General features: G+C 47.4%; 14 protein-coding genes, 2 tRNA genes and 1 pseudogene. 13 read left to right on the top strand and 4 right to left on the bottom strand.

Going from position 1 to position 20,747, the window contains the following annotated elements:
* Nucleotides 1-2 precede the first annotated feature (2 nt).
* Nucleotides 3-3,075: pseudogene (locus tag HGP28_RS07450) on the top strand (efflux RND transporter permease subunit); the annotation flags it as partial.
* A 184-nt stretch (nt 3,076-3,259) separates the two neighbouring features.
* On the opposite strand, the gene shyC reads toward HGP28_RS07450, so the two are convergent.
* A complete protein-coding gene (gene shyC / locus HGP28_RS07445; RefSeq protein WP_168835839.1) occupies nt 3,260-4,564 on the bottom strand; it encodes a peptidoglycan DD-endopeptidase ShyC in 1,305 nt (434 codons plus the stop codon).
* A gap of 125 nt (nt 4,565-4,689) precedes the next feature.
* Here shyC and tyrS point away from each other — a divergent pair, with 125 nt between their 5' ends.
* Nucleotides 4,690-5,877, top strand: coding sequence for a tyrosine--tRNA ligase (tyrS, locus tag HGP28_RS07440; protein ID WP_168835838.1), 1,188 nt, complete (start codon nt 4,690-4,692; stop codon nt 5,875-5,877).
* Nucleotides 5,878-5,987: 110 nt separating this feature from the next.
* Here the strand turns inward: tyrS and dacB are convergent, their stop codons facing one another.
* Together dacB and HGP28_RS07430 are read right to left on the bottom strand one after the other, a co-directional pair.
* The gene (gene dacB / locus HGP28_RS07435) at nt 5,988-7,364 is read right to left on the bottom strand and encodes a D-alanyl-D-alanine carboxypeptidase/D-alanyl-D-alanine endopeptidase (RefSeq protein WP_246225635.1); all 1,377 of its coding nucleotides are present in this window, start codon (nt 7,362-7,364) and stop codon (nt 5,988-5,990) included.
* Nucleotides 7,365-7,571: 207 nt separating this feature from the next.
* Complete coding sequence (locus tag HGP28_RS07430) at nt 7,572-8,492, bottom strand: porin (RefSeq protein ID WP_168835836.1); 921 nt, start codon at nt 8,490-8,492, stop codon at nt 7,572-7,574.
* Between the two features lie 482 nt (nt 8,493-8,974).
* Between HGP28_RS07430 and greA the strand changes: the two genes are divergently transcribed.
* Complete coding sequence (gene greA / locus HGP28_RS07425) at nt 8,975-9,448, top strand: transcription elongation factor GreA (protein WP_168835835.1); 474 nt, start codon at nt 8,975-8,977, stop codon at nt 9,446-9,448.
* Nucleotides 9,449-9,559: 111 nt separating this feature from the next.
* Here greA and yhbY read toward each other — a convergent pair whose 3' ends face one another.
* Nucleotides 9,560-9,856, bottom strand: coding sequence for a ribosome assembly RNA-binding protein YhbY (yhbY, locus tag HGP28_RS07420; RefSeq protein ID WP_168835834.1), 297 nt, complete (start codon nt 9,854-9,856; stop codon nt 9,560-9,562).
* Between the two features lie 112 nt (nt 9,857-9,968).
* Here yhbY and rlmE point away from each other — a divergent pair, with 112 nt between their 5' ends.
* From rlmE to infB, 10 genes are all read left to right on the top strand, one after another.
* Nucleotides 9,969-10,598 carry a 23S rRNA (uridine(2552)-2'-O)-methyltransferase RlmE gene (rlmE, locus tag HGP28_RS07415; protein ID WP_168835833.1) on the top strand — a complete coding sequence of 210 codons (630 nt, stop codon included), beginning with the start codon at nt 9,969-9,971 and terminating at the stop codon, nt 10,596-10,598.
* A 99-nt stretch (nt 10,599-10,697) separates the two neighbouring features.
* Complete coding sequence (gene ftsH, locus HGP28_RS07410) at nt 10,698-12,686, top strand: ATP-dependent zinc metalloprotease FtsH (RefSeq protein ID WP_168835832.1); 1,989 nt, start codon at nt 10,698-10,700, stop codon at nt 12,684-12,686.
* Between the two features lie 55 nt (nt 12,687-12,741).
* Complete coding sequence (folP, locus tag HGP28_RS07405) at nt 12,742-13,566, top strand: dihydropteroate synthase (protein WP_168835831.1); 825 nt, start codon at nt 12,742-12,744, stop codon at nt 13,564-13,566.
* A 33-nt stretch (nt 13,567-13,599) separates the two neighbouring features.
* The gene (glmM, locus tag HGP28_RS07400; RefSeq protein ID WP_168835830.1) at nt 13,600-14,940 is read left to right on the top strand and encodes a phosphoglucosamine mutase; all 1,341 of its coding nucleotides are present in this window, start codon (nt 13,600-13,602) and stop codon (nt 14,938-14,940) included.
* A 249-nt stretch (nt 14,941-15,189) separates the two neighbouring features.
* Nucleotides 15,190-15,522 carry a preprotein translocase subunit SecG gene (gene secG, locus HGP28_RS07395; RefSeq protein WP_168835829.1) on the top strand — a complete coding sequence of 111 codons (333 nt, stop codon included), beginning with the start codon at nt 15,190-15,192 and terminating at the stop codon, nt 15,520-15,522.
* Nucleotides 15,523-15,536: 14 nt separating this feature from the next.
* A tRNA-Leu gene (locus HGP28_RS07390) sits at nt 15,537-15,620 on the top strand.
* Between the two features lie 58 nt (nt 15,621-15,678).
* Nucleotides 15,679-15,755, top strand: a tRNA-Met gene (locus tag HGP28_RS07385).
* A gap of 217 nt (nt 15,756-15,972) precedes the next feature.
* Complete coding sequence (rimP, locus tag HGP28_RS07380) at nt 15,973-16,428, top strand: ribosome maturation factor RimP (protein ID WP_168835828.1); 456 nt, start codon at nt 15,973-15,975, stop codon at nt 16,426-16,428.
* 33 nt (nt 16,429-16,461) lie between these two features.
* Nucleotides 16,462-17,949: a transcription termination factor NusA gene (gene nusA, locus HGP28_RS07375; RefSeq protein WP_168835827.1), complete on the top strand. Its 1,488-nt coding sequence runs from the start codon at nt 16,462-16,464 to the stop codon at nt 17,947-17,949.
* 20 nt (nt 17,950-17,969) lie between these two features.
* Entirely contained in the window at nt 17,970-20,684 is a 2,715-nt protein-coding gene (gene infB / locus HGP28_RS07370) for a translation initiation factor IF-2 (protein WP_168835826.1), read from the top strand.
* The last annotated feature ends 63 nt before the right edge of the window (nt 20,685-20,747 follow it).

The following is a 20,747-nucleotide window of genomic DNA, read 5'->3' as shown; positions in this document are numbered from 1 at the left end:
TCATGTACGCTTTAATTGATGCGGCCCTCGCTCGTTCGCGGACGATGCTGTCGCTGCTGGTCATGATATTAATTGCCGGTATTGCCACCTATCTTACGATTCCCAAAGAGTCCAGTCCGGACATTACGATTCCTATTATTTACGTTTCTGTGGGTCATCAGGGCATTTCGCCAGAAGACGCTGAACGCTTGTTAGTGCGGCCGATTGAACAAGAGCTGCGAGCGATTGAAGGGGTCAAAGAGATGACCGCGACCGCATCGGAAGGCCATGCGTCAGTCACACTTGAATTTAGTGTTGGGTCCGATCTTGATAAAGCAATGGCAGATGTGCGCGATGCGGTTGATTTGGCGAAGCCAAAACTGCCAGAGGACAGTGATGAGCCGACGGTGAATGAGGTGACGTTTGCGTCTGAAGAGCCGGTGTTGTCGGTGGTGTTATATGGCACCGTACCAGAACGGACCATTATCGCCGTAGCGCGACAACTGCGCGACACATTGGAAGGCTATCGACAAGTTTTGGAAGTGGATATCGCAGGTGATCGAGATGACGTCGTTGAAATTATTGTCGATCCTTTGCTGATGGAGAGCTATGGGCTGGATCAGGCGGATATCTATAATTTGATTGCGCTCAATAACCGTGTTGTTGCTGCTGGTTTTGTTGACACAGGTTATGGCCGATTTTCGGTCAAGGTGCCGTCGGTGTTTGATTCGCTTAAAGATGTTTTGGAATTGCCGATCAAGGTTGACGGTAAGCAAGTGATTACCTTTGGCGATGTCGCTACAGTACGGCGTGCGTTTCGCGATCCCGATAGCTATGCACGGTTAGATGGTGAATCGGCCGTGGTGTTGGATGTAAAAAAACGCGCGGGTGAGAACATCATCGAAACCGTTGAACTTGTCAAAGCGGTCATCACTGAAGGACAAAAACGCGAACAATGGCCGAGTAATCTATTGGTCAAATATACGTTTGATCAATCGGATGACGTTAAAGTCATGCTCAACGATCTGCAAAATAACATCTTATCAGCGATTATTTTGGTCGTGATTGTGATCATTGCCATCATGGGGGTTCGAACTGCACTGTTGGTTGGCATTTCCATTCCTGGCTCTTTTCTTACCGGGTTATTGGTGCTTTCTGTTTTTGGTCTGACCGTCAATATCGTCGTACTATTTTCATTGATCATGGCCGTGGGCATGCTCGTCGATGGGGCGATTGTGGTGACAGAATTTGCCGATCGACGCATGTTGGAAGGGCGCACCCGTAAAGAGGCGTATCGAGATGCAGCTAAGCGCATGGCATGGCCAATTACCGCATCGACCGCCACCACACTTGCCGCGTTCGCGCCTTTGTTGTTTTGGCCAGATATTACTGGCGAATTTATGCGCTTTTTACCGCTGACATTAATTGCAACCTTAACCGCCTCTTTAATGATGGCTCTGCTTTTTGTGCCTGTATTGGGTGGTTTATTTGGCCGACCTCAAGCATTTTCTGCGGCTAAGCGAGCGCAAATGCAGGCGCTGCATAATGGTGATTTTACTCAAGCTAAGGGCATAACTCGTGCTTATTACAAAACCTTAGCGATAGCGATTCGCCATCCGGTAAAAATATTGCTGGCGGCCATTGCCTTGGCTGTTGGTGTTGGCGTGAGCTATTCAAAAGCAGGGCTTGGCGCCGAGTTTTTCCCTGAGGTTGATCCTGCTTATTTCACCGTGAAAGTGCGTTCTTATGGCGATCTCTCCATCGATGAAAAGGACGCTGTCATGCGTCAAATTGAGTCGGTGATGATAGGTCATGATGAATTTGAGAGTGTCTACACTCGCACGGGCGGAAAAGACGAAATTGGCCAAATTCAAATTACCCCCGTGGATTGGCAGTATCGACGTAAAGTGAATGCCATCATTGCCGAATTGCGCCAGACCACCGCGCGTTTTTCAGGGGTTGAAATTGAATTTAAGTTTCCTGATGCGGGGCCGCCAGTCGAAAATGATCTCGTTATTGAACTGGCTGCGCGCCTGCCTGCAGAGCTGGACAGCGCAGCAAAACGGGTTCGCGCTTGGGCGAATCAAAATCCAGCACTGACAAATTTGAGCGACAATTCAAGCAAAGAGGGCATTGATTGGCAAATTGATATTCGCCGTGATGACGCCTCACGCTTTGGTGCGGACGCCACCTTAGTGGGGAATACGGTTCAATTTGTTACCAATGGGCTCAAAATCGGTGATTATTTGCCAGACGATGCGGATGAAGAAGTCGATATTTTGGTTCGCTATCCGGAGTCAAAGCGTGATATTGGTCGTTTTGACGAGCTTCGCGTGAAGACGGCTGCTGGCTTGGTGCCGATCACTAACTTTGCTGATATTAAACCAGAGCAAAAGCAAGATACGATTAATCGTGTTGATGGCGTGCGGGTAATAAGCATTAATGCCGATATAGCAGAAGGCTATAACTTGGCGTTAGAGTTGCCGAAAATTGAACAAGCGTTGACAGAGCTTGGCCTGCCAAGAACGATTGAGTTTCGTCTTCGTGGCCAAAATGAAGAACAGCAGAACTCATCGGCCTTTTTGCAAAACGCATTTTTAGTCGCTCTTGCAGTGATGGCTTTGATTTTGGTGACGCAGTTTAATAGCTTCTACCAAGCATTTTTGATTTTGAGCGCGGTGCTTTTCTCGACCGTGGGCGTCTTTGCTGGGTTATTGATCTTTCAGCGTCCTTTCGGCGTCGTGATGTCCGGTATTGGAGTGATTGCGTTAGCGGGCATTGTGGTGAATAACAATATCGTACTGATTGATACCTACAATCAACTGTTGAAGCGAGGTTTAAGTAAAGAGCAGGCGATATTGCGTACTGGGGTTCAGCGTCTTCGTCCGGTTCTGCTCACGACTGTCACTACCATTTTAGGGTTAATGCCGATGGTGTTAGAGATGAACGTTGATTTGATCAATCAACGTATTGAGTTCGGCGCGCCTAGTACCCAGTGGTGGTCGCAATTGGCTACTGCGGTGGCTGGAGGATTGGCGTTTGCAACCGTACTCACGCTGGTGTTAACCCCATGCTTATTAATGCTAGGGCGAGCGCCTAAAATAACGTCGCCACTTGAGAACAATGAAACTTCTCCAGCGGCGCGCGGTGAGTTAAACGTGCCGCCATGTGAAACGACCCACGCGCTTGAGGGGCAAAAAGTCGTTTTGAATCAAGGCGAGCGTGACTCACGCTCGCAACCTTCCTCTAGCGCGAAGGTGACAAAAGAGATAGCAAATAGCTATTGATTCGGATTGGTCTCCCCCATGAGCAATATGCGACCATATTGCTCTAAGGCGGCGAGACGCCTATTGGCATTAGCGATAAAAGTAGTGCGATCCTTACCCGTGAGCGATTTCGATTGTGGTAGCTTCACCGTTCGAGGGTTTTTATGGACCCCATTGACTAAAAATTCGTAATGAAGATGTGGCCCAGTGACTCGGCCCGTTCCACCGAGTGTGCCAATGGTCTGGCCCTGTTTAACACGTTGGCCGGTTTTCACTGTTCGCTTTGTTAAGTGCAGGTATTTTGTAATGTATGTGTTGCTGTGACGAATGAAAACATAGTGGCCATTAAACTTGTTGTACGAGGATTTCTCGACGATGCCATCACCTGCAGCCCAAATTGGGGTGCCAACCGGCGCAACGTAATCCGTGCCTCTATGAGGAGCGACTTTTCCGGTGACTGGGTGCAAACGGCGCGGATTAAAGTTAGAACTGACGCGGCGAAAATCGATTGGCGCGCGGAGAAACGCTTTCTTCATCGCTCGGCCGTTTTCATCGTAATAATTCCCAGTCTTATCATCTAAGATAGCCATGAAAGTGTCGCCTTGGTTTTGAAATACCGCGGCGATAATTTTGCCGCGACCAATCACTTCACCTTGATAAATCTCTTCTTGATACAACACCTTGAAGTGGTCTTTGGCCCTAATATCAAGTGCAAAATCAATATCCCAACCAAAAATACCGGCAATTTCCATAATTTGATTGGCACTAAGTCCCGTCGCGATAGCGGCATTCCAAAAACTGGAGGTAATCGTCGCTTCTGCGTAGTTGTAACGATAATCGAGCTCTTTTTTCTCGAGACGACTCTCAAATCCATTGGCTGTCTGGGTGATGATAAAGGTTTCGTAAATATTGAGTGGTCTTTTGAGCTGAACCAGTTGACTATCGGCGTCGAAACCAAATTGCAATTCATCGCCAGGACGTAAGCGAGAAAGCTGCTCAGAGATCGTTTTATTGGTGCTAACCAACTGGTGAAGAAGCGCTGGTGTCAGGCCGATACGAGAGAATAAAACCGCAGCACTTTCGCCGTTTTGAACCGTATAATTTTCCCAACGAATTGAGACTGGGAACGATGAGTTTGATGTGTTGAGACTTTGAGTGTCTATCGCAACCGGGTAGAGTTGGCCAACTTGTAATTTTCCAACTTTGGGTTGCAGTTGTTTTGGGTCGGGCAACAACATCACTGCGATAAGCGTCGCCGCAGTGAGCGTCGCAATCAAAATTTTATGCAGTTTTGGCAAACTGGAATAAATGGATAGCATGAGAGTCCAAGTTTCGCACAAGAAGAAAAATCACAACGCTCTAGTCTAACCTGTTTCAAAATGCATCGCTATTCAAGTAAGATGTTCGACTAGAATATTTTTGCCAAATCTGTGGGGTAACAAGAATGGCGAGCATTGAAGCTGCATTAGCCGAGATCAAGCGCGGCGTTGAAGAGCTGATTCCTGAGGAAGAGCTGATCGCAAAGTTAAAAGAAGGACGTCCACTACGAATTAAACTGGGTGCCGATCCAACCGCGCCAGATATTCACCTAGGCCATACCGTCATTTTGAACAAACTGCGCACGTTCCAAGAGCTAGGTCATGATGTCACTTTTTTGATTGGTGACTTTACCGGTATGGTTGGTGATCCAACCGGTAAAAACACAACCCGTCCGCCGCTAACGCGTGAAGACGTGTTGCGTAATGCGGAAACGTATAAAGAGCAAGTGTTTAAGATCCTTGACCCAGCCAAAACGAAAATTCAATTTAACTCTGAATGGCTCTCTGAGCTTGGCGCTGAAGGAATGATCCGTCTTGCCGCTCAGCAAACGGTAGCACGTATGCTTGAGCGTGATGATTTTAAGAAACGCTATACCGGCGGTCAGCCAATTGCAATCCATGAGTTCATGTACCCGCTATTGCAGGGCTACGATTCGGTTGCGATGGAAACTGATGTCGAGCTTGGTGGTACCGATCAAAAGTTCAACCTTTTGATGGGCCGTGAATTGCAAAAAGCGTACGGTCAAAAACCTCAAGTGGTATTGACTATGCCATTGCTTGTCGGGCTTGATGGCGAAAAGAAAATGTCAAAGTCAGCACACAACTATATCGGTATTAGCGAAGCGCCGAGTGAGATGTTTGGCAAGATCATGTCGATTTCCGATGATTTGATGTGGAGCTACTACGATCTGCTTTCTTTCCGTCCACTCGAAGAAATTGCTCAGTTTAAAGCTGACGTTGCAGCAGGTAAAAACCCTCGCGACCTTAAAGTATTACTGGCAAAAGAGATCATTGCGCGTTTCCATAGCGAGGCGGATGCTGACAATGCAGAGCAAGAGTTCGTTAATCGCTTTGCGAAAAATCAAATCCCGGATGAGATGCCTGAATTTACATTCAGCGTGGGAACGGCGATGGCAAATGTCTTGAAAGACGCTGAGCTGTGTTCATCGACGTCTGAAGCGATGCGCATGGTCAAACAAGGCGCTGCAAAACTTGATGGCGAGAAAATCACCGATGCGAAGTTAGAGCTTGCTGCAGGTTGTTACGTTATTCAAGTGGGTAAGCGTAAATTTGCTCGAGTAACGATTGCTTAGAACAAGCATTGAGTACCGAAATTTAAAAGCGCCTTTGGGCGCTTTTTTTATATTGATAAACTAGCTCAGCTCAAGTCGCGAGGTTCGCAGAGAATAATGCGAACGCTAACCTATTGGCTTTGCTTAATCACTTGGCGAAAGAAGTGTTGTTCAATGTTGGTCAGATCTTGCATCTGATAACCTTGGCCAAGTGTTTTGTCGGGGAAGAAATCTCGCACAAAATGGACAAAGGCGGTGTGTGGTGTTCCTGTCTCATTAAGACCAAACCCGGCCATATTATAGCTGCCATACAAGGAGCCACTTTTGGCTTTTATACGTCCTGTTATGTCTTCAGCGCGCATGCTCGGGCGGTATTTTAGTGTGCCGTCTAGCCCCGAACTGGGCAACAAGGTAATCAGCTGTAATTGCGCATCGTGGTTTGCAATGTAATGCAGGACGGCAAACATTTGCTGTGGTGATAGTCGATTGTTGCGTGATAAGCCAGAACCATCGACCAATTGTGCGCCTTCTAAAGAAATACCCAACTGAGCCAATACCTCAATGATGGCTGCCGTGCCATTGGCAAATGAGCCGGACGTTTGATAGACCGCCGCGCCTAGGCTTTTCGTGAGATTGTCTGCAATGAGATTGTTTGATTCTTGTAGCATCACCTTTAACAACGATGGCAGGGGATTTGAGTGATGACGTGCAATGGTTTGGCGCGCTGTATTCGTTGAAGGCTGTCCTATGCGAATCGAGCCATTGAGTACGATGCCGTTGGCTTTTAATAGGGTTTTAAGCACCGCTTTGGTGTACAAGGCGCTGTTTTGGATTGCAAATTTAAGCGGCAGCGGTTTATCACGCGACGTCATGCAGCCAGAAAGGTGATAGCGATTGGTGTTGTCGCTGTGTAACTCTAAACCGCAATGACGCGCTTTTTGTTCTTTTTCTGACACGGTTTGGGTTGTGGTAATCACCTTGAGTGGATAATGAGCTGGCAGGTTAACTCGAGTTTGGCCATTTTTTTGGCTATATAACGCTGCGTGAGCGCAATTGCCATCGAGGCTGATAGCCGAAGCGGGCGCGCTATAACACACTCCAAGCCCGTCCCAAGGCCAGCCAACCGCGCGGTCATAACCACTAAAGGCGCTGTCATCGAGCCACAAATCGCCGTTTATCTTTCGATGACCGAGTCGTTTGGCTGTTACCAGTAAGCGATTAAGATCTTCACGAGTTAGAGTGGGGTCACCAGAAAACCGTAATACCCAGTCTGAGTCACTTGCGCTTAATGCTGTGGTGTAACGAAACTCATCCCCCAGTTTGGCTTTCGCGGCTAGCGCAGTAAGGATCTTGAGTGTGCTCGCTGGTGGGTAAAGTTGTGTGTGTGTGTTGTCTAAAACAGACAGGGTTTGATGTGAACCTGTGGATTTTAACGTATTTTTTTTCTGACTGTTTTGCCGCGTGTCGCGGTTAGCTAAAGGCTCAATCGCATGATATCGGTCAGCCATGAGAGAAGAAGAGCGCGCTGAAGCAATAGATAGGACAATGATCCCAATAACTAGCAGTGATTGAAGAGAAAAAAGGGAGCGCATAGTGGCAGTGGGCTGAAATGTGATGGGTTGAGTATATACCCATCCCTTGCAGACTTGAAGCAGCTGGCCCTATGGTCTGATACAACAACGCCAGCATGGCGCTGGCGTTGTTAAGGGTATCTCTTAGTAATCGTAACGAAGACCAAGGATTAGCTCGTCATCTTGACCATCAACCATGTTGAAGTTGTAAGATGTGTAACCACGGAAGTTTGGCTTGAAGAAGTATGCCGCTTCAAGTGCGATTTGATCCACGCTAGCATCGGTATCGTTGTCAAACTCACCATTTGCATAAGTACCTGTTAGTACAGTTTTGTCTAGCGTGTATTGAGCTGCAAGCTCGTAACCGAAGTAATCGTTGCTGTTGTCAAAGGTTTTGCTTGTTGCAAGAGCGCCGAAGTAAAGGTTGTTTAGTTCGTATCCTGCACCCAGCATATATTGCTCAACAGAGCTTTCGCTTGCCATACCTGCACCTAGAGCAAAGCCACTGTTGCCTAGTGCATATTTAGCGCCGATAGAGAAGCCATCGGTAGATGTTTGGCCTGCCGTCGCATCGTCAAAGCGATAGTTTGCTTTCACGGTTAGTGCAGCGAAATTACCAACGTAGCCCAAGTTGTTCTCTGTACGATCCGCAACTGACAACTTTTGACCCGCGCCCGCGCCATGCCAAGACATGATATCGGTAAAATCGGTGATCATGCCAAGAGAACCGTCGTTTTTACCATAGGTCACTAGGCCAAATTCACCGCCAATACCGGCAAAACCGTAGCGAGTATCGATAGCCGATTTATCAGCTGTAACAAATTCGCCTTCCCAAACACCAACGGCGTACAGGGCGTCGTTGATTTGGGTCGTACCTGCAACATTGAGTCGAACGCGAGATTGATCTTCAAAATCGCCGCGAGTTGCGGTTGCGTCTTGATGTGAGACAACTGCTTCTGCACGACCACTTAGGTTTAGTGTGTTGCCGTTCTGGTTGTACAGTTCAGCTGCGTTTACGCCTGCTGCCATCGACGCGATAGTCAGTGCAATTAGAGTCTTTTTCATTGTTCATTCCTATGTTTTCCACTCGTGCCCAACATGAGCACTGCATGGCTGGCAGAAAGGGTCACTTATAGTTTTCGATTCGCGATGTGACCGCTTCTGAGCTGGGAATGTTTTACTGATAAAATTGGCAATAGGTGAGTAAAAATATATAAATTCGGTCGAAATTCTGCTGTAGGCACTGTGGTATAACGGCTTCACTATAAAAAACAGCGTGTTGTAACCGGAAGGGTGAGAGGTTTTATTTGGGTGATTTATAAAATTTTATATTTTTGGTCTAAATGTCGAAAATTAAAACTGTGATTTGGCTCGAGTTTTTTTGCGCAAAATGGTTCTTTCTGCCGAATTGGCTATGACGAATTAAGATGATTTAGCCGCAAAGTTTGTTTAAACTAAGTCAAATTCATTGATTTTGATAACTACCCAACCTGTCGGTCGGGTGGTTTTATTTTGTCCAAAGTTTGACTTTGGCATGGGAGTTTTAAATGGAAAAAGTTCCGATGACCGTCCGCGGAGAGCAGTTGCTTCGTACTGAGCTCGAAAGATTGTTAAAGCTTCGTCCACAAATTTCGGAAGCGATTGCCGAAGCTCGTGAGTTAGGTGACCTGAAAGAAAATGCTGAGTATCACGCTGCTCGTGAAGAGCAGGGCATTTGTGAAGCGCAAATTCGTGATATCGAATATAAGCTTTCTGTCGCTCAAGTGATTGATGTATCTAAGATGGATAACAGCGGCAAAGTTATTTTTGGTGCAACAGTTACTCTGATTGATTTAGAAAGTGACGAAGAGAAAAAATACCAAATCGTCGGCGATGATGAAGCAAACATCAAACTTGGTTTGATTTCGGTAAGCTCACCGATGGCGCGTGGTTTGATTGGCAAAATGGAAGGCGATGAGGTGGTGATTACGACCCCTGGTGGCCAGAAGGATTTTGAGATAGATCGCGTTGAATATCTCTAATTGATCCAATCATTGATGTTATGCCCAGCCTCATATTGTGAAGTCGTTTAGGTATAAAAACAAAAAAGGTCGCAAATGCGACCTTTTTCATCATCGACACAATAATGACGATTATTTACGTGGTAGCTCGATTTTGCGTTGTTCGCTTTGACGGAACAGAACAAGGATTTTACCGATGGTCTGTACTTTCTCAGCGCCAGTTTCACGCACAATCGCATCAATGATCAATTGTTTGGTTTCGCGATCCTCTGAAGCCACTTTTACTTTGATCAGCTCATGGTGATCGAGCGCGATTTCGATTTCGGCCAGCACGGCTTCAGTTAAGCCATTTGCGCCAAGCAAAACCACAGGTTTTAAACTGTGTGCTAGGCCTTTGAGGTGCTGTCTTTGTTTGGTGCTTAGGTTCATTGCGCCGCCAATTTCTGTAATCTATGGGTTGAAAAGCCGTCATATTAACGCCATCTATTGTCAAAGACTATAATTTATTGGCAATGGATACGCATAGCTTGTTGGGATATTAATGAGTAAACAAAAGCATTCGGCCAGTTCTGGCCGTTGGTTAAAAGAGCACTTCGACGACAAATACGCTAACGAGGCGCGTAAAAAAGGCTATCGTTCGCGTGCCTATTTCAAGATTGAAGAGATCCAAAACAAAGACAAATTGTTGAAAAATGGGATGACAGTCGTCGATTTAGGTGCTGCGCCCGGTGGTTGGTCGCAATATGCTGCTAAGATAGTAGGAGAGCAAGGTCAAATCATCGCTTGTGACTTGTTGCCGATGGATCCCATCGCAGGCGTCAGCTTTTTACAAGGTGATTTTCGTGATGATGCAGTACTTGAAGCGTTACTTGAGCGAATTCAACCCTCGCTGGTGGATGTTGTGATGTCAGACATGGCTCCCAACATCGCAGGCAACAATTCTGTAGACCAACCTCGTGCAATGTATCTTGTTGAGTTAGCGCTGGATATGTGTCGACAAGTGCTCGCGCCCGGCGGCAGTTATGTGGTTAAAGTGTTCCAAGGTGAAGGCTTTGACCAATATGTCAAAGAGGTTCGAGAACTGTTTCATACGGTAAAAATTCGCAAACCTGACTCGTCTCGAGCGCGTTCGCGAGAAGTTTTTGTAGTCGCAACTGGTTACAAAGGCTAACGCTTTTGCTGCTTTTAGCACAAGTTAACACTATGGCTACGGCTGAAAAACTGTAGTACCCTACCTTTCATTACAATTGGTTATCGCGAGGCTGACACCTTGAGTGACATGGCAAAAAATTTAATTCTGTGGCTTGTAATTGCTGTCGTACTGATGTCGGTATTCCAGAACTTCGGTCCTGGAGAAAGCAACGGACGCACGGTCGATTACAGCACGTTTGTACATGAAGTTGGCCAAGGCCAAGTTCAAGAAGCAACGTTTAAAGGCGGCGAGATCACTTATATGCGTCGTGGTGGTGGCGGTAAATACGTTACTTACATGCCACTACGTGATCAAAAGCTGTTGGATGATCTCATCAATCACAACGTAAAAGTTCAAGGCACACCACCAGAAGAGCAGAGTCTATTGGGCACCATCTTCATCTCGTGGTTCCCAATGATCTTGCTGATCGGCGTATGGATTTTCTTTATGCGTCAAATGCAAGGGGGCGGTGGCAAAGGAGCCATGTCTTTTGGCAAAAGTAAAGCGCGTATGATGAGCGAAGAGCAAATCAAAACGACCTTTGCGGATGTGGCTGGCTGTGATGAAGCGAAAGAAGATGTTAAAGAGCTGGTCGACTATCTTCGCGACCCGAGCCGCTTTCAAAAGTTGGGGGGTAAAATCCCAACTGGCGTACTGATGGTTGGTCCTCCAGGTACAGGTAAAACCTTGCTGGCGAAGGCGATCGCTGGTGAAGCCAAAGTGCCTTTCTTTACTATTTCAGGCTCTGATTTCGTTGAGATGTTTGTCGGTGTGGGTGCTTCTCGTGTGCGCGACATGTTTGAGCAAGCGAAAAAGGCATCACCGTGCATCATCTTTATTGACGAAATCGATGCTGTGGGTCGCCAGCGTGGTGCGGGTGTTGGTGGTGGTCACGATGAGCGTGAGCAAACATTGAACCAAATGCTGGTGGAAATGGACGGTTTTGAAGGTAATGAAGGTATTATTGTTATCGCCGCAACAAACCGTCCAGATGTGCTAGATCCTGCACTGCTTCGACCAGGGCGTTTTGACCGTCAAGTCGTGGTTGGCTTACCTGACGTACGTGGGCGTGAGCAAATCCTTAAAGTGCATATGCGCAAAGTTCCATTAGCAAGTGACGTTGAGCCTTCACTTATTGCGCGTGGTACGCCAGGGTTCTCGGGCGCTGATTTAGCTAACTTAGTCAACGAGGCAGCATTGTTCGCGGCGCGTGGTAACAAGCGCAATGTCTCTATGGTTGAGTTTGAATTAGCAAAAGACAAAATCATGATGGGTGCGGAACGTCGCTCTATGGTGATGTCTGAAGAGACCAAAGAGTCGACGGCTTATCATGAAGCCGGTCATGCAATTGTAGGCCGTTTGGTTCCTGAGCATGATCCTGTCTACAAAGTATCGATTATTCCTCGTGGTCGCGCGCTTGGCGTTACTATGTATTTACCGGAAGGGGATCGCGTCAGTATGTCGCGCCAGCACTTGGAGTCAATGATTTCGAGTTTATATGGTGGTCGTCTGGCAGAAGAGCTTATCTACGGTAAAGAAAAGGTATCGACTGGAGCATCAAATGACATTGAGCGTGCGACAGATATTGCGCGTAAGATGGTGACTCAATGGGGCTTCTCTGAGAAATTGGGCCCGATGCTTTATGCGGAAGAGGAAGGTGAAGTCTTCCTAGGACGCTCGATGAGTCAAAGCAAACATATGTCAGATGATACGGCGAAGACCATTGATGACGAAGTGCGCAAACTTATCGACCGTAACTATGAACGCGCGCGTAAGCTGCTTGAAGACAATATGGATATCATGCATGCAATGAAAGATGCATTGATGAAATATGAAACCATTGATGCGGGTCAAATCGACGACTTGATGGCACGTAAGAGCGAAATCCGTGAGCCTGCTGGCTGGACTGATGGTGACAATACACCACCAAGCTCTGAAGCTAAATCCCAAGAGCCGACGGATAAGCCAGAGCAAAAGGGTGATCAAGAAAGCGTTCAAGCGAAGTCTCAAGATGGCGCTTCTGCTGAAAACGCAGCGCCGATTGCAGATAAAAAAGATGCAGATTGATCTCTTAATTTAACGGTAAAACCCCGAGGAAACTCGGGGTTTTTGTGTTTTTGCCATGAAATTAATTACGAATAATAAAACATTAGATCTCACTCAGCCCCAAATTATGGGGATTTTAAACGTGACGCCAGATTCCTTTTCAGATGGCGGGCGTTACACCTCACTTGATAATGCGCTTGCGCAAGCAGAGGCGATGATAGCCTCGGGCGCAACTATCATTGATGTTGGTGGTGAATCAACACGACCGGGGGCCGCAGAGGTACCCCTTGATGAAGAGTTAGCACGAACCATCCCCGTCATCGAAGCTCTGCGTTCTCGTTTTGATGTCTGGATATCCATCGACACCAGCAAAGCCGAAGTGATGCGCCAAGCCGTTGCGGCTGGCGCTGATTTGATAAATGATGTGCGGGCATTAGCCGAGCCTGGTGCGCTTGAAGTGGCCGCTCAGTCAAATGTGCCGATTTGCTTAATGCACATGCAGGGACAGCCGAAAACCATGCAATCAGCACCTTGCTATCAAAATATTGAAGATGACGTCAGTGCTTTTTTAGCAGAGCGTATCGCAGTATGTGAAGCTGCGGGTATTGCGCGCGAGCGCTTGGTATTGGATCCCGGGTTTGGGTTTGGCAAAACACTCGAACATAACTACCAGTTGTTAGCGCATCTTGAAAAGCTTCATCAGTTTGGCTTACCTCTACTTGTGGGGATGTCGCGTAAATCCATGGTTTGTAATCTGCTTGACGTTACGCCGATGCAAAGCGTAGTGGGCAGTGTTATATGCGCGACCATCGCAGCGCAAAAAGGAGCTCAGATCATTCGAGTGCATGATGTCGCGCAAACTCAGCAAGCAATGAAAATTCTTGCTGCGCTCAAGCAATAAATTCAATATCACAAAAAAAAATGAAGGTATCACATGTCTGAAAAACGACGTTATTTTGGTACAGATGGAGTACGCGGTAAGGTTGGACAATACCCTATCACTCCTGATTTTGTACTCAAACTTGGCTGGGCAGCTGGACGCGTATTAGCAAAACAAGGTACGAAAAAGGTCATTATTGGTAAAGATACGCGCATCTCTGGTTATATGCTTGAGTCTGCGCTTGAGGCCGGGCTTGCCGCTGCGGGGTTAAAGGCCACCTTTACTGGACCGATGCCGACCCCAGCAGTGGCTTATTTGACTCAAACGTTTCGAGCTGAGGCTGGGATTGTTATTTCGGCGTCGCACAATCCTTATTACGACAATGGGATTAAGTTTTTTTCATCGGAAGGGACCAAACTTCCTGACGATATTGAGCTTGCTATCGAAGCGGAGTTAGACAAACCAATTGAATGTGTTGAGTCGGCTTTGTTAGGTAAAGCAACGCGTCTCAACGATGCTGCTGGACGATATATCGAATTTTGTAAAAGTACCTTCCCCTCCTCGTTGAGTTTGGCGGGATTAAAAATTGTGGTGGATTGCGCTCACGGTGCCACCTACCACATTGCGCCATCGGTATTTGCTGAGCTTGGCGCCGATGTCATTGCAATGGGTGTGGAGCCAAATGGCACCAACATTAATGACGAAGTTGGCGCCACTGATGTGCGCGCGTTGCAACAGCGTGTGGTTGCCGAAAATGCCGACGTAGGCTTGGCGTTTGATGGTGATGGCGACCGCATTATTATGGTTGATCACATGGGCAATAAAATCGATGGCGACCAAATCGCGTATATTATTGCTCGTGATGCCTTGCGCCGTGGTGAGCTAAAAGGGGGCGTCGTCGGCACTTTGATGACAAACCTTGGCATGGAAAATGGGCTAAAACAACTGGGAATTCCATTTATACGAGCGGCAGTGGGTGACCGTTATGTGATGGAAAAACTGCTAGAAAAAGGCTGGAAAATCGGTGCTGAAAACTCAGGCCATGTCATTTTGCTTGATAAAGTGACTACCGGTGATGCCATCGTTGCCGCGCTGCAAGTACTTGCCTCTGTCGTCGGCAGTGCAATGACATTGCATGACCTTTCTCAAGGTATGACGCTTTACCCGCAAGTACTGATTAACTTGCGCTTTAGTGGTGAGGGTAATCCATTACAAAGTGAAGCGGTATTGATGGCAACAGAAATGGCTGAGAACGAATTGGGTGAAAAAGGTCGTGTGCTATTGCGCAAGTCGGGTACCGAACCTCTCATTCGCGTCATGGTTGAAGGGGAAGACGAGGCTCAAGTTCAACGCTGTGCGGAACAAATCGCAGATGCGGTGCGAATGAGCAGTTAATAGATAATGAAACCACCGACAATGTACTCCCTTGTAGTGTGCATTGTCGGTGAAATGGCGTTTTTTGTGTTTTTTTTATCCGCTTGAGTGGCTTTCGCCAACTTTTTTTCGTTTTTCCCTTGTCAGTGCTAAGCGCATTCGCTAGTATTGCTCGGCCTTCAGTAAGGAGGACGCTGGCTTAGTTTGAATTTGGATGTTTTATTCGGTTTAAATGGCGCTAGCTCAACAATTTGGAACATAGGTGGAAAAATGTTTACAGTTCTACTTGTGATTTACCTGTTGGCAGCGGCCGGTGTGATTGGCCTTGTGTTGATTCAACAAGGTAAAGGCGCAGATATGGGAGCCTCGTTCGGTGCGGGCGCATCAAACACAGTGTTTGGCGCAAGCGGCTCTGGTAACTTTTTGACCCGAACAACTGCGATTTTAGCAACCGTATTTTTTGTAGGCAGCTTGCTTCTTGGTCGTATGACTACGCACAAAGAAGAGTCTCAATGGATTGACCCAACTCAAGGTCAAATCGTTCAGCCAGCTGATGCAGCAAAGGACATTCCAGCGCCGAAAGGTGATGAAATTCCTCAATAAGTTTTAACTTATTTGCCGAGATGGTGAAATTGGTAGACACGCTAGCATGAGGTGCTAGTGCCTTTGGTGTGAGGGTTCGAGTCCCTCTCTCGGCACCATGTGTTCACAAACTTGTAAACCATAGCTTGTTGCGTTTATAATGCACAGCAAGTCGGACGCGGGGTGGAGCAGCTTGGTAGCTCGTCGGGCTCATAACCCGAAGGTCGTCGGTTCAAATCCGGCCCCCGCAACCAAATTTAAGATAAGTTTGGTACAAGTTTGCGCAGTGCTAACCACACTGCGGGTTGAGTGTTACACTTACACTCAACGTATCAGGGTCCAGCAACATAAAACCCCGACTTTCGGGGTTTTTTGTTATCTGAATTTTTTCAGGTTAATCACCGAAAAATTCAATGTTGCTTGGTAAATCGAATGGGCTCTGAGCCCTTTTTTTGTTTCTGGAGTGGTTAAATGACTGGTTTAGAGAGACAACTGACTGAAATGCTTGAAGCTCCTGTAGAAGCAGCAGGTTATGAGTTGGTTGGATTAGAGTTTATTCGAGCAGGCGCGCATTCGACTTTGCGCATCTACATCGACCACGAAAATGGCATTAATGTCGACGATTGCGCCGAAGTGAGTCATCAAGTGAGTGCGGTTCTCGATGTTGAAGACCCAATTTCGGTGGCTTACAGCCTTGAAGTATCGTCTCCAGGTCTGGATCGTCCTCTATTTAAACCAGCCCACTACGAAAAGTACGTTGGTCACGAGGTCAATCTGGTTCTAAAAATGGCCGTTGGTAACCGTCGTAAATGGAAAGGCATCATCCAAGGTGTGGATGGCGAAACTATTACCGTGATGGTTGATGGGCAAGAAGAACAGTTTGCCCTTAGCAATATTGCAAAAGCAAACCTGATCCCTAAATTCTAGGTCCCTAAAAATTGAAGCTTAGAGGCTAACTAAATGAGTAAAGAAATTTTAGCGGTTGTAGAGGCGGTTTCAAACGAGAAAGCTGTACCTCGTGAGCGTATTTTTGAAGCGTTAGAAACTGCGCTAGCAACATCAACTAAGAAAAAATACGAAATCGAAATTGATGTTCGTGTTGCTATTGACCGCAAAACGGGCGAGTTTGACACTTTCCGTCGTTGGTTGGTGGTTGAAGAGGTTGAGAGCCCAACCAAAGAGATCTCTTTTGAAGCGGCTCGTTATGACGACGACAGCATTGAATTAGGCGACTTCATCGAAGATCAAATCGAGTCAGTAACATTTGACCGCATCACGACCCAAACAGCAAAACAAGTTATCGTACAAAAAGTACGTGAAGCAGAGCGTGCGCAAATCGTTGAGCAATTTATTGACAACGAAGGCGAGCTTGTGACTGGTGTTGTTAAGAAAGTCAATCGCGAGACTATCGTATTGGATCTTGGTAATAACGCTGAAGCGGTTATTCTACGTGACGATCAGCTGCCGCGTGAAAATCATCGCCCAGGTGACCGCGTCCGTGGTCTCCTTTACAAAGTGGCACCAGAAGCGCGCGGTTTCCAACTCTTCGTAACACGTTCAAAGCCTGATATGCTTTGCGAACTGTTCCGCGTTGAAGTGCCTGAGATTGCCGAAGAAATTATTGAACTCAAGGGTGCCGCTCGTGATCCTGGTTCGCGCGCGAAAATCGCTGTAAAAACCAACGACAAACGTATTGACCCTGTTGGCGCGTGCGTGGGTATGCGCGGCGCTCGTGTTCAAGCGGTTTCTGGCGAACTTGGCGGTGAGCGCATTGACATTGTGCTGTGGGATGATAATCCAGCGCAGTTTGTTATTAACGCAATGGCGCCCGCAGACGTAGCATCCATCATTGTTGATGAAGATGCGCACGCGATGGATATTGCCGTTGAAGCAGGCAATTTAGCTCAAGCTATCGGCCGTAACGGTCAAAACGTTCGTCTCGCCTCTCAGTTAACTGGGTGGGAGCTGAATGTCATGACCGTTGAAGATCTTGAGAAAAAACACGCAGCAGAATCACAAGCGTCTATCGATAACTTCATGAAGTACCTTGATATTGAAGAGGACTTCGCTCAGTTGTTGGTGGAAGAAGGCTTCTCAACACTAGAAGAAGTGGCTTACGTCCCTGTTAACGAGCTGCTTGAAGTGGATGGTCTTGACGAAGATTTGGTTGAAGAGCTGCGTAACCGTGCAAAAGATGCGCTTACAACGATTGCACTTGCACAAGAAGAGACATTTGAAGGCCTTGAGCCGGCAGAAGATCTGCTTGCTCTTGAAGGACTTGAGCGCGAAATGGCGTTCGCGTTGGCAGCAAAAGGTGTTGTGACGCTAGAAGATCTGGCTGACCAAGGCACTGACGATTTAGACGGTATTGACGGATTGACACAAGAGCGTGCTGGTGAACTTATCATGGCAGCTCGTAATATTTGTTGGTTCGGCGAAGAAGCATAATTTCAGCAAGGAGAGAGCGGATGACAGAACTTACGGTTAAAGCACTGAGTGAAGAAATTGGTACGCCAGTTGACCGCTTACTAGATCAACTTGCTGATGCTGGAATGAGTAAATCGGGCGCGGATTTTGTTTCTGATGAAGAGAAGCAAAAGCTGTTAGCCCACCTGAAAAAAGAGCATGGCGTTGCCCCAGGTGACGCTGAGCCGACTCGTTTAACACTACAACGCAAAACACGCAGCACGCTGAGTGTTAATGCTGGTGGTGGCAAGAGTAAGAATGTTCAAGTAGAAGTGCGCAAAAAGCGAACCTATGTGAAGCGCAGTGCCATTGATGAACAAGCGAAACGTGAAGCGGAAGAAGCAGCGCAACGTGAGGCTGAATTAGCAGCTCAACGTGAAGCTGAAGAAGCCGCGAAACGTGAAGCGGAAGAAGCAGCGAAACGCGCCGCTGAAGAAGCAGCGAAACGTGAAGCCGCGGAGGTTGCAAAACGTGAGGCAGAAGCAAAAGCCAAACGTGATGCAGAAGAGAATGCAAAACGTTCTGTTGAGGATACAGCAAAACGTGATGCTGAAAAAATGAAGCAAGAAGCAGCGCGAAAAGAAGCCGATGAGCTAAAGCGTCGCCAGGAAGAAGAAGCTAAGCGTAAAGCTGAAGAAGAAAGCCAGCGCAAGCTTGAAGAAGCCCGCGAGATGGCTGAGAAAAACGAAGAACGCTGGTCTGCTGCTGAAAAGAAAAAGGGTGATATGGAAGATACAGATTACCATGTAACGACCTCACGTTATGCACGTGAAGCCGAAGATGAAGCAGATCGCCGCGACGAAAGCTCTCGTCGCAAGAAAAAGAAGAAAGCTTCCGCCAAACAAGAAGAGCAAGCTGAACGCAATAACCGTAACCCGCGTGGTGCACGTGGCCGCGGTAAAGGCAAATTGGCCAAACCAAGCTCAATGCAGCACGGTTTTGACAAATCAGCGGTTGTGGCGAAGCAAGATGTCGTGATCGGTGAAACCATCGTATTGTCTGAACTTGCTAGCAAGATGTCGGTAAAAGCGACAGAAGTTATCAAGGTGATGATGAAGATGGGTGCAATGGCGACCATCAACCAAGTGATTGACCAAGAAACTGCTCAATTGGTAGCAGAGGAAATGGGTCATAAAGTGGTGTTGCGTAAAGAAAATGAGCTGGAAGAAGCGGTTCTATCTGATCGCGATAGCGACGCAGAAGCGGTTCCACGCGCGCCAGTTGTAACTATCATGGGCCACGTTGACCATGGTAAGACATCGACACTTGACTACATTCGTCGTACACACGTTGCTTCAGGTGAAGCGGGTGGTATTACTCAGCACATCGGTGCTTACCACGTAGAAACTGACAACGGTATGATCACCTTCCTTGATACTCCTGGACACGCGGCGTTTACTGCAATGCGTGCTCGTGGCGCTCAAGCGACGGACATCGTTGTTCTTGTTGTGGCAGCAGACGATGGAGTAATGCCACAGACTGTGGAAGCGATCCAGCACGCGAAAGCGGCGGGCGTTCCACTTATCGTTGCTGTAAACAAGATCGATAAAGAAGATGCGAACCCAGACAACGTTAAGAATGAGCTTGCTCAATACGACGTTATTCCTGAGGAATGGGGCGGCGAAAACATGTTCGTTCACATTTCTGCGAAGCAGGGTACGAACATCGATGGTCTACTAGAAGCAATCCTTCTTCAGTCAGAGGTTCTTGAACTAACGGCTGTTGCGGAAGGTATGGCATCTGGCGTAGTGGTTGAATCACGTCTCGATAAAGGTCGTGGTCCAGTTGCGACGGTACTGGTTCAGTCTGGTACGCTACGTAAGGGTGACATCGTACTATGTGGTCAAGAATACGGCCGCGTACGTGCAATGCGCGATGAAGTTGGCAAAGAGATCACAGAAGCAGGTCCATCGATTCCAGTTGAGATCTTGGGTCTATCTGGCGTGCCTTCGTCAGGTGACGAAGCAACCGTTGTGCGTGACGAGCGTAAAGCGCGTGAAGTTGCAAACTACCGTGCTGGTAAATTCCGTGATGTGAAACTGGCGCGTCAGCAGAAATCTAAGCTAGAAAACATGTTTGCGAACATGGCAGCTGGCGAAGTGGCTGAATTGAACGTAGTACTGAAAGCGGACGTACAAGGCTCTGTTGAAGCGATTGCTGATTCACTAGTGAAATTGTCTACGGACGAAGTGAAAGTGAACATCGTCGGTTCTGGTGTAGGTGGTATCACTGAAACTGACGCAGTACTGGCCGAAGCTTCAAATGCTATCATTCTTGGCTTTAACGTACGTGCTGATGCCTCTGCACGTCGCGCGATTGAAACCGCAGCGCTTGACCTACGTTACTACTCAATCATTTACCAATTGATTGACGAAGTGAAACAGGCAATGAGCGGTATGCTTGCGCCAGAATTTAAGCAAGAGATCATTGGTCTTGCTGAAGTTCGTGACGTGTTTAAGTCACCGAAACTGGGTGCAATCGCAGGCTGTATGGTAACCGAGGGCACCATCAAACGTAATAACCCAATTCGCGTGTTGCGCGATAACGTGGTTATCTACGAAGGTGAGCTTGAGTCACTGCGTCGCTTTAAAGATGACGTTGCTGAAGTTAAGAATGGCTACGAGTGTGGTATCGGCGTTAAGAACTACAATGATGTTCGCGTTGGTGACCAAATCGAAGTCTTCGAAGTTATCGAAATCAAGCGTACTATCGATTAATTGACTACAATTGCCAGCGATCTGGCAATAATCGGTCGTTGAATACGCCATGGGGGGCTGGGT

The sequence above is a fragment of the Vibrio agarilyticus genome (assembly GCF_012641465.1).
Classification (GTDB): Bacteria; Pseudomonadota; Gammaproteobacteria; order Enterobacterales; family Vibrionaceae; genus Vibrio; species Vibrio agarilyticus.
Note: the sequence above shows the minus strand (reverse complement) of the source record. Positions and strands in the feature narration are given on the sequence as shown.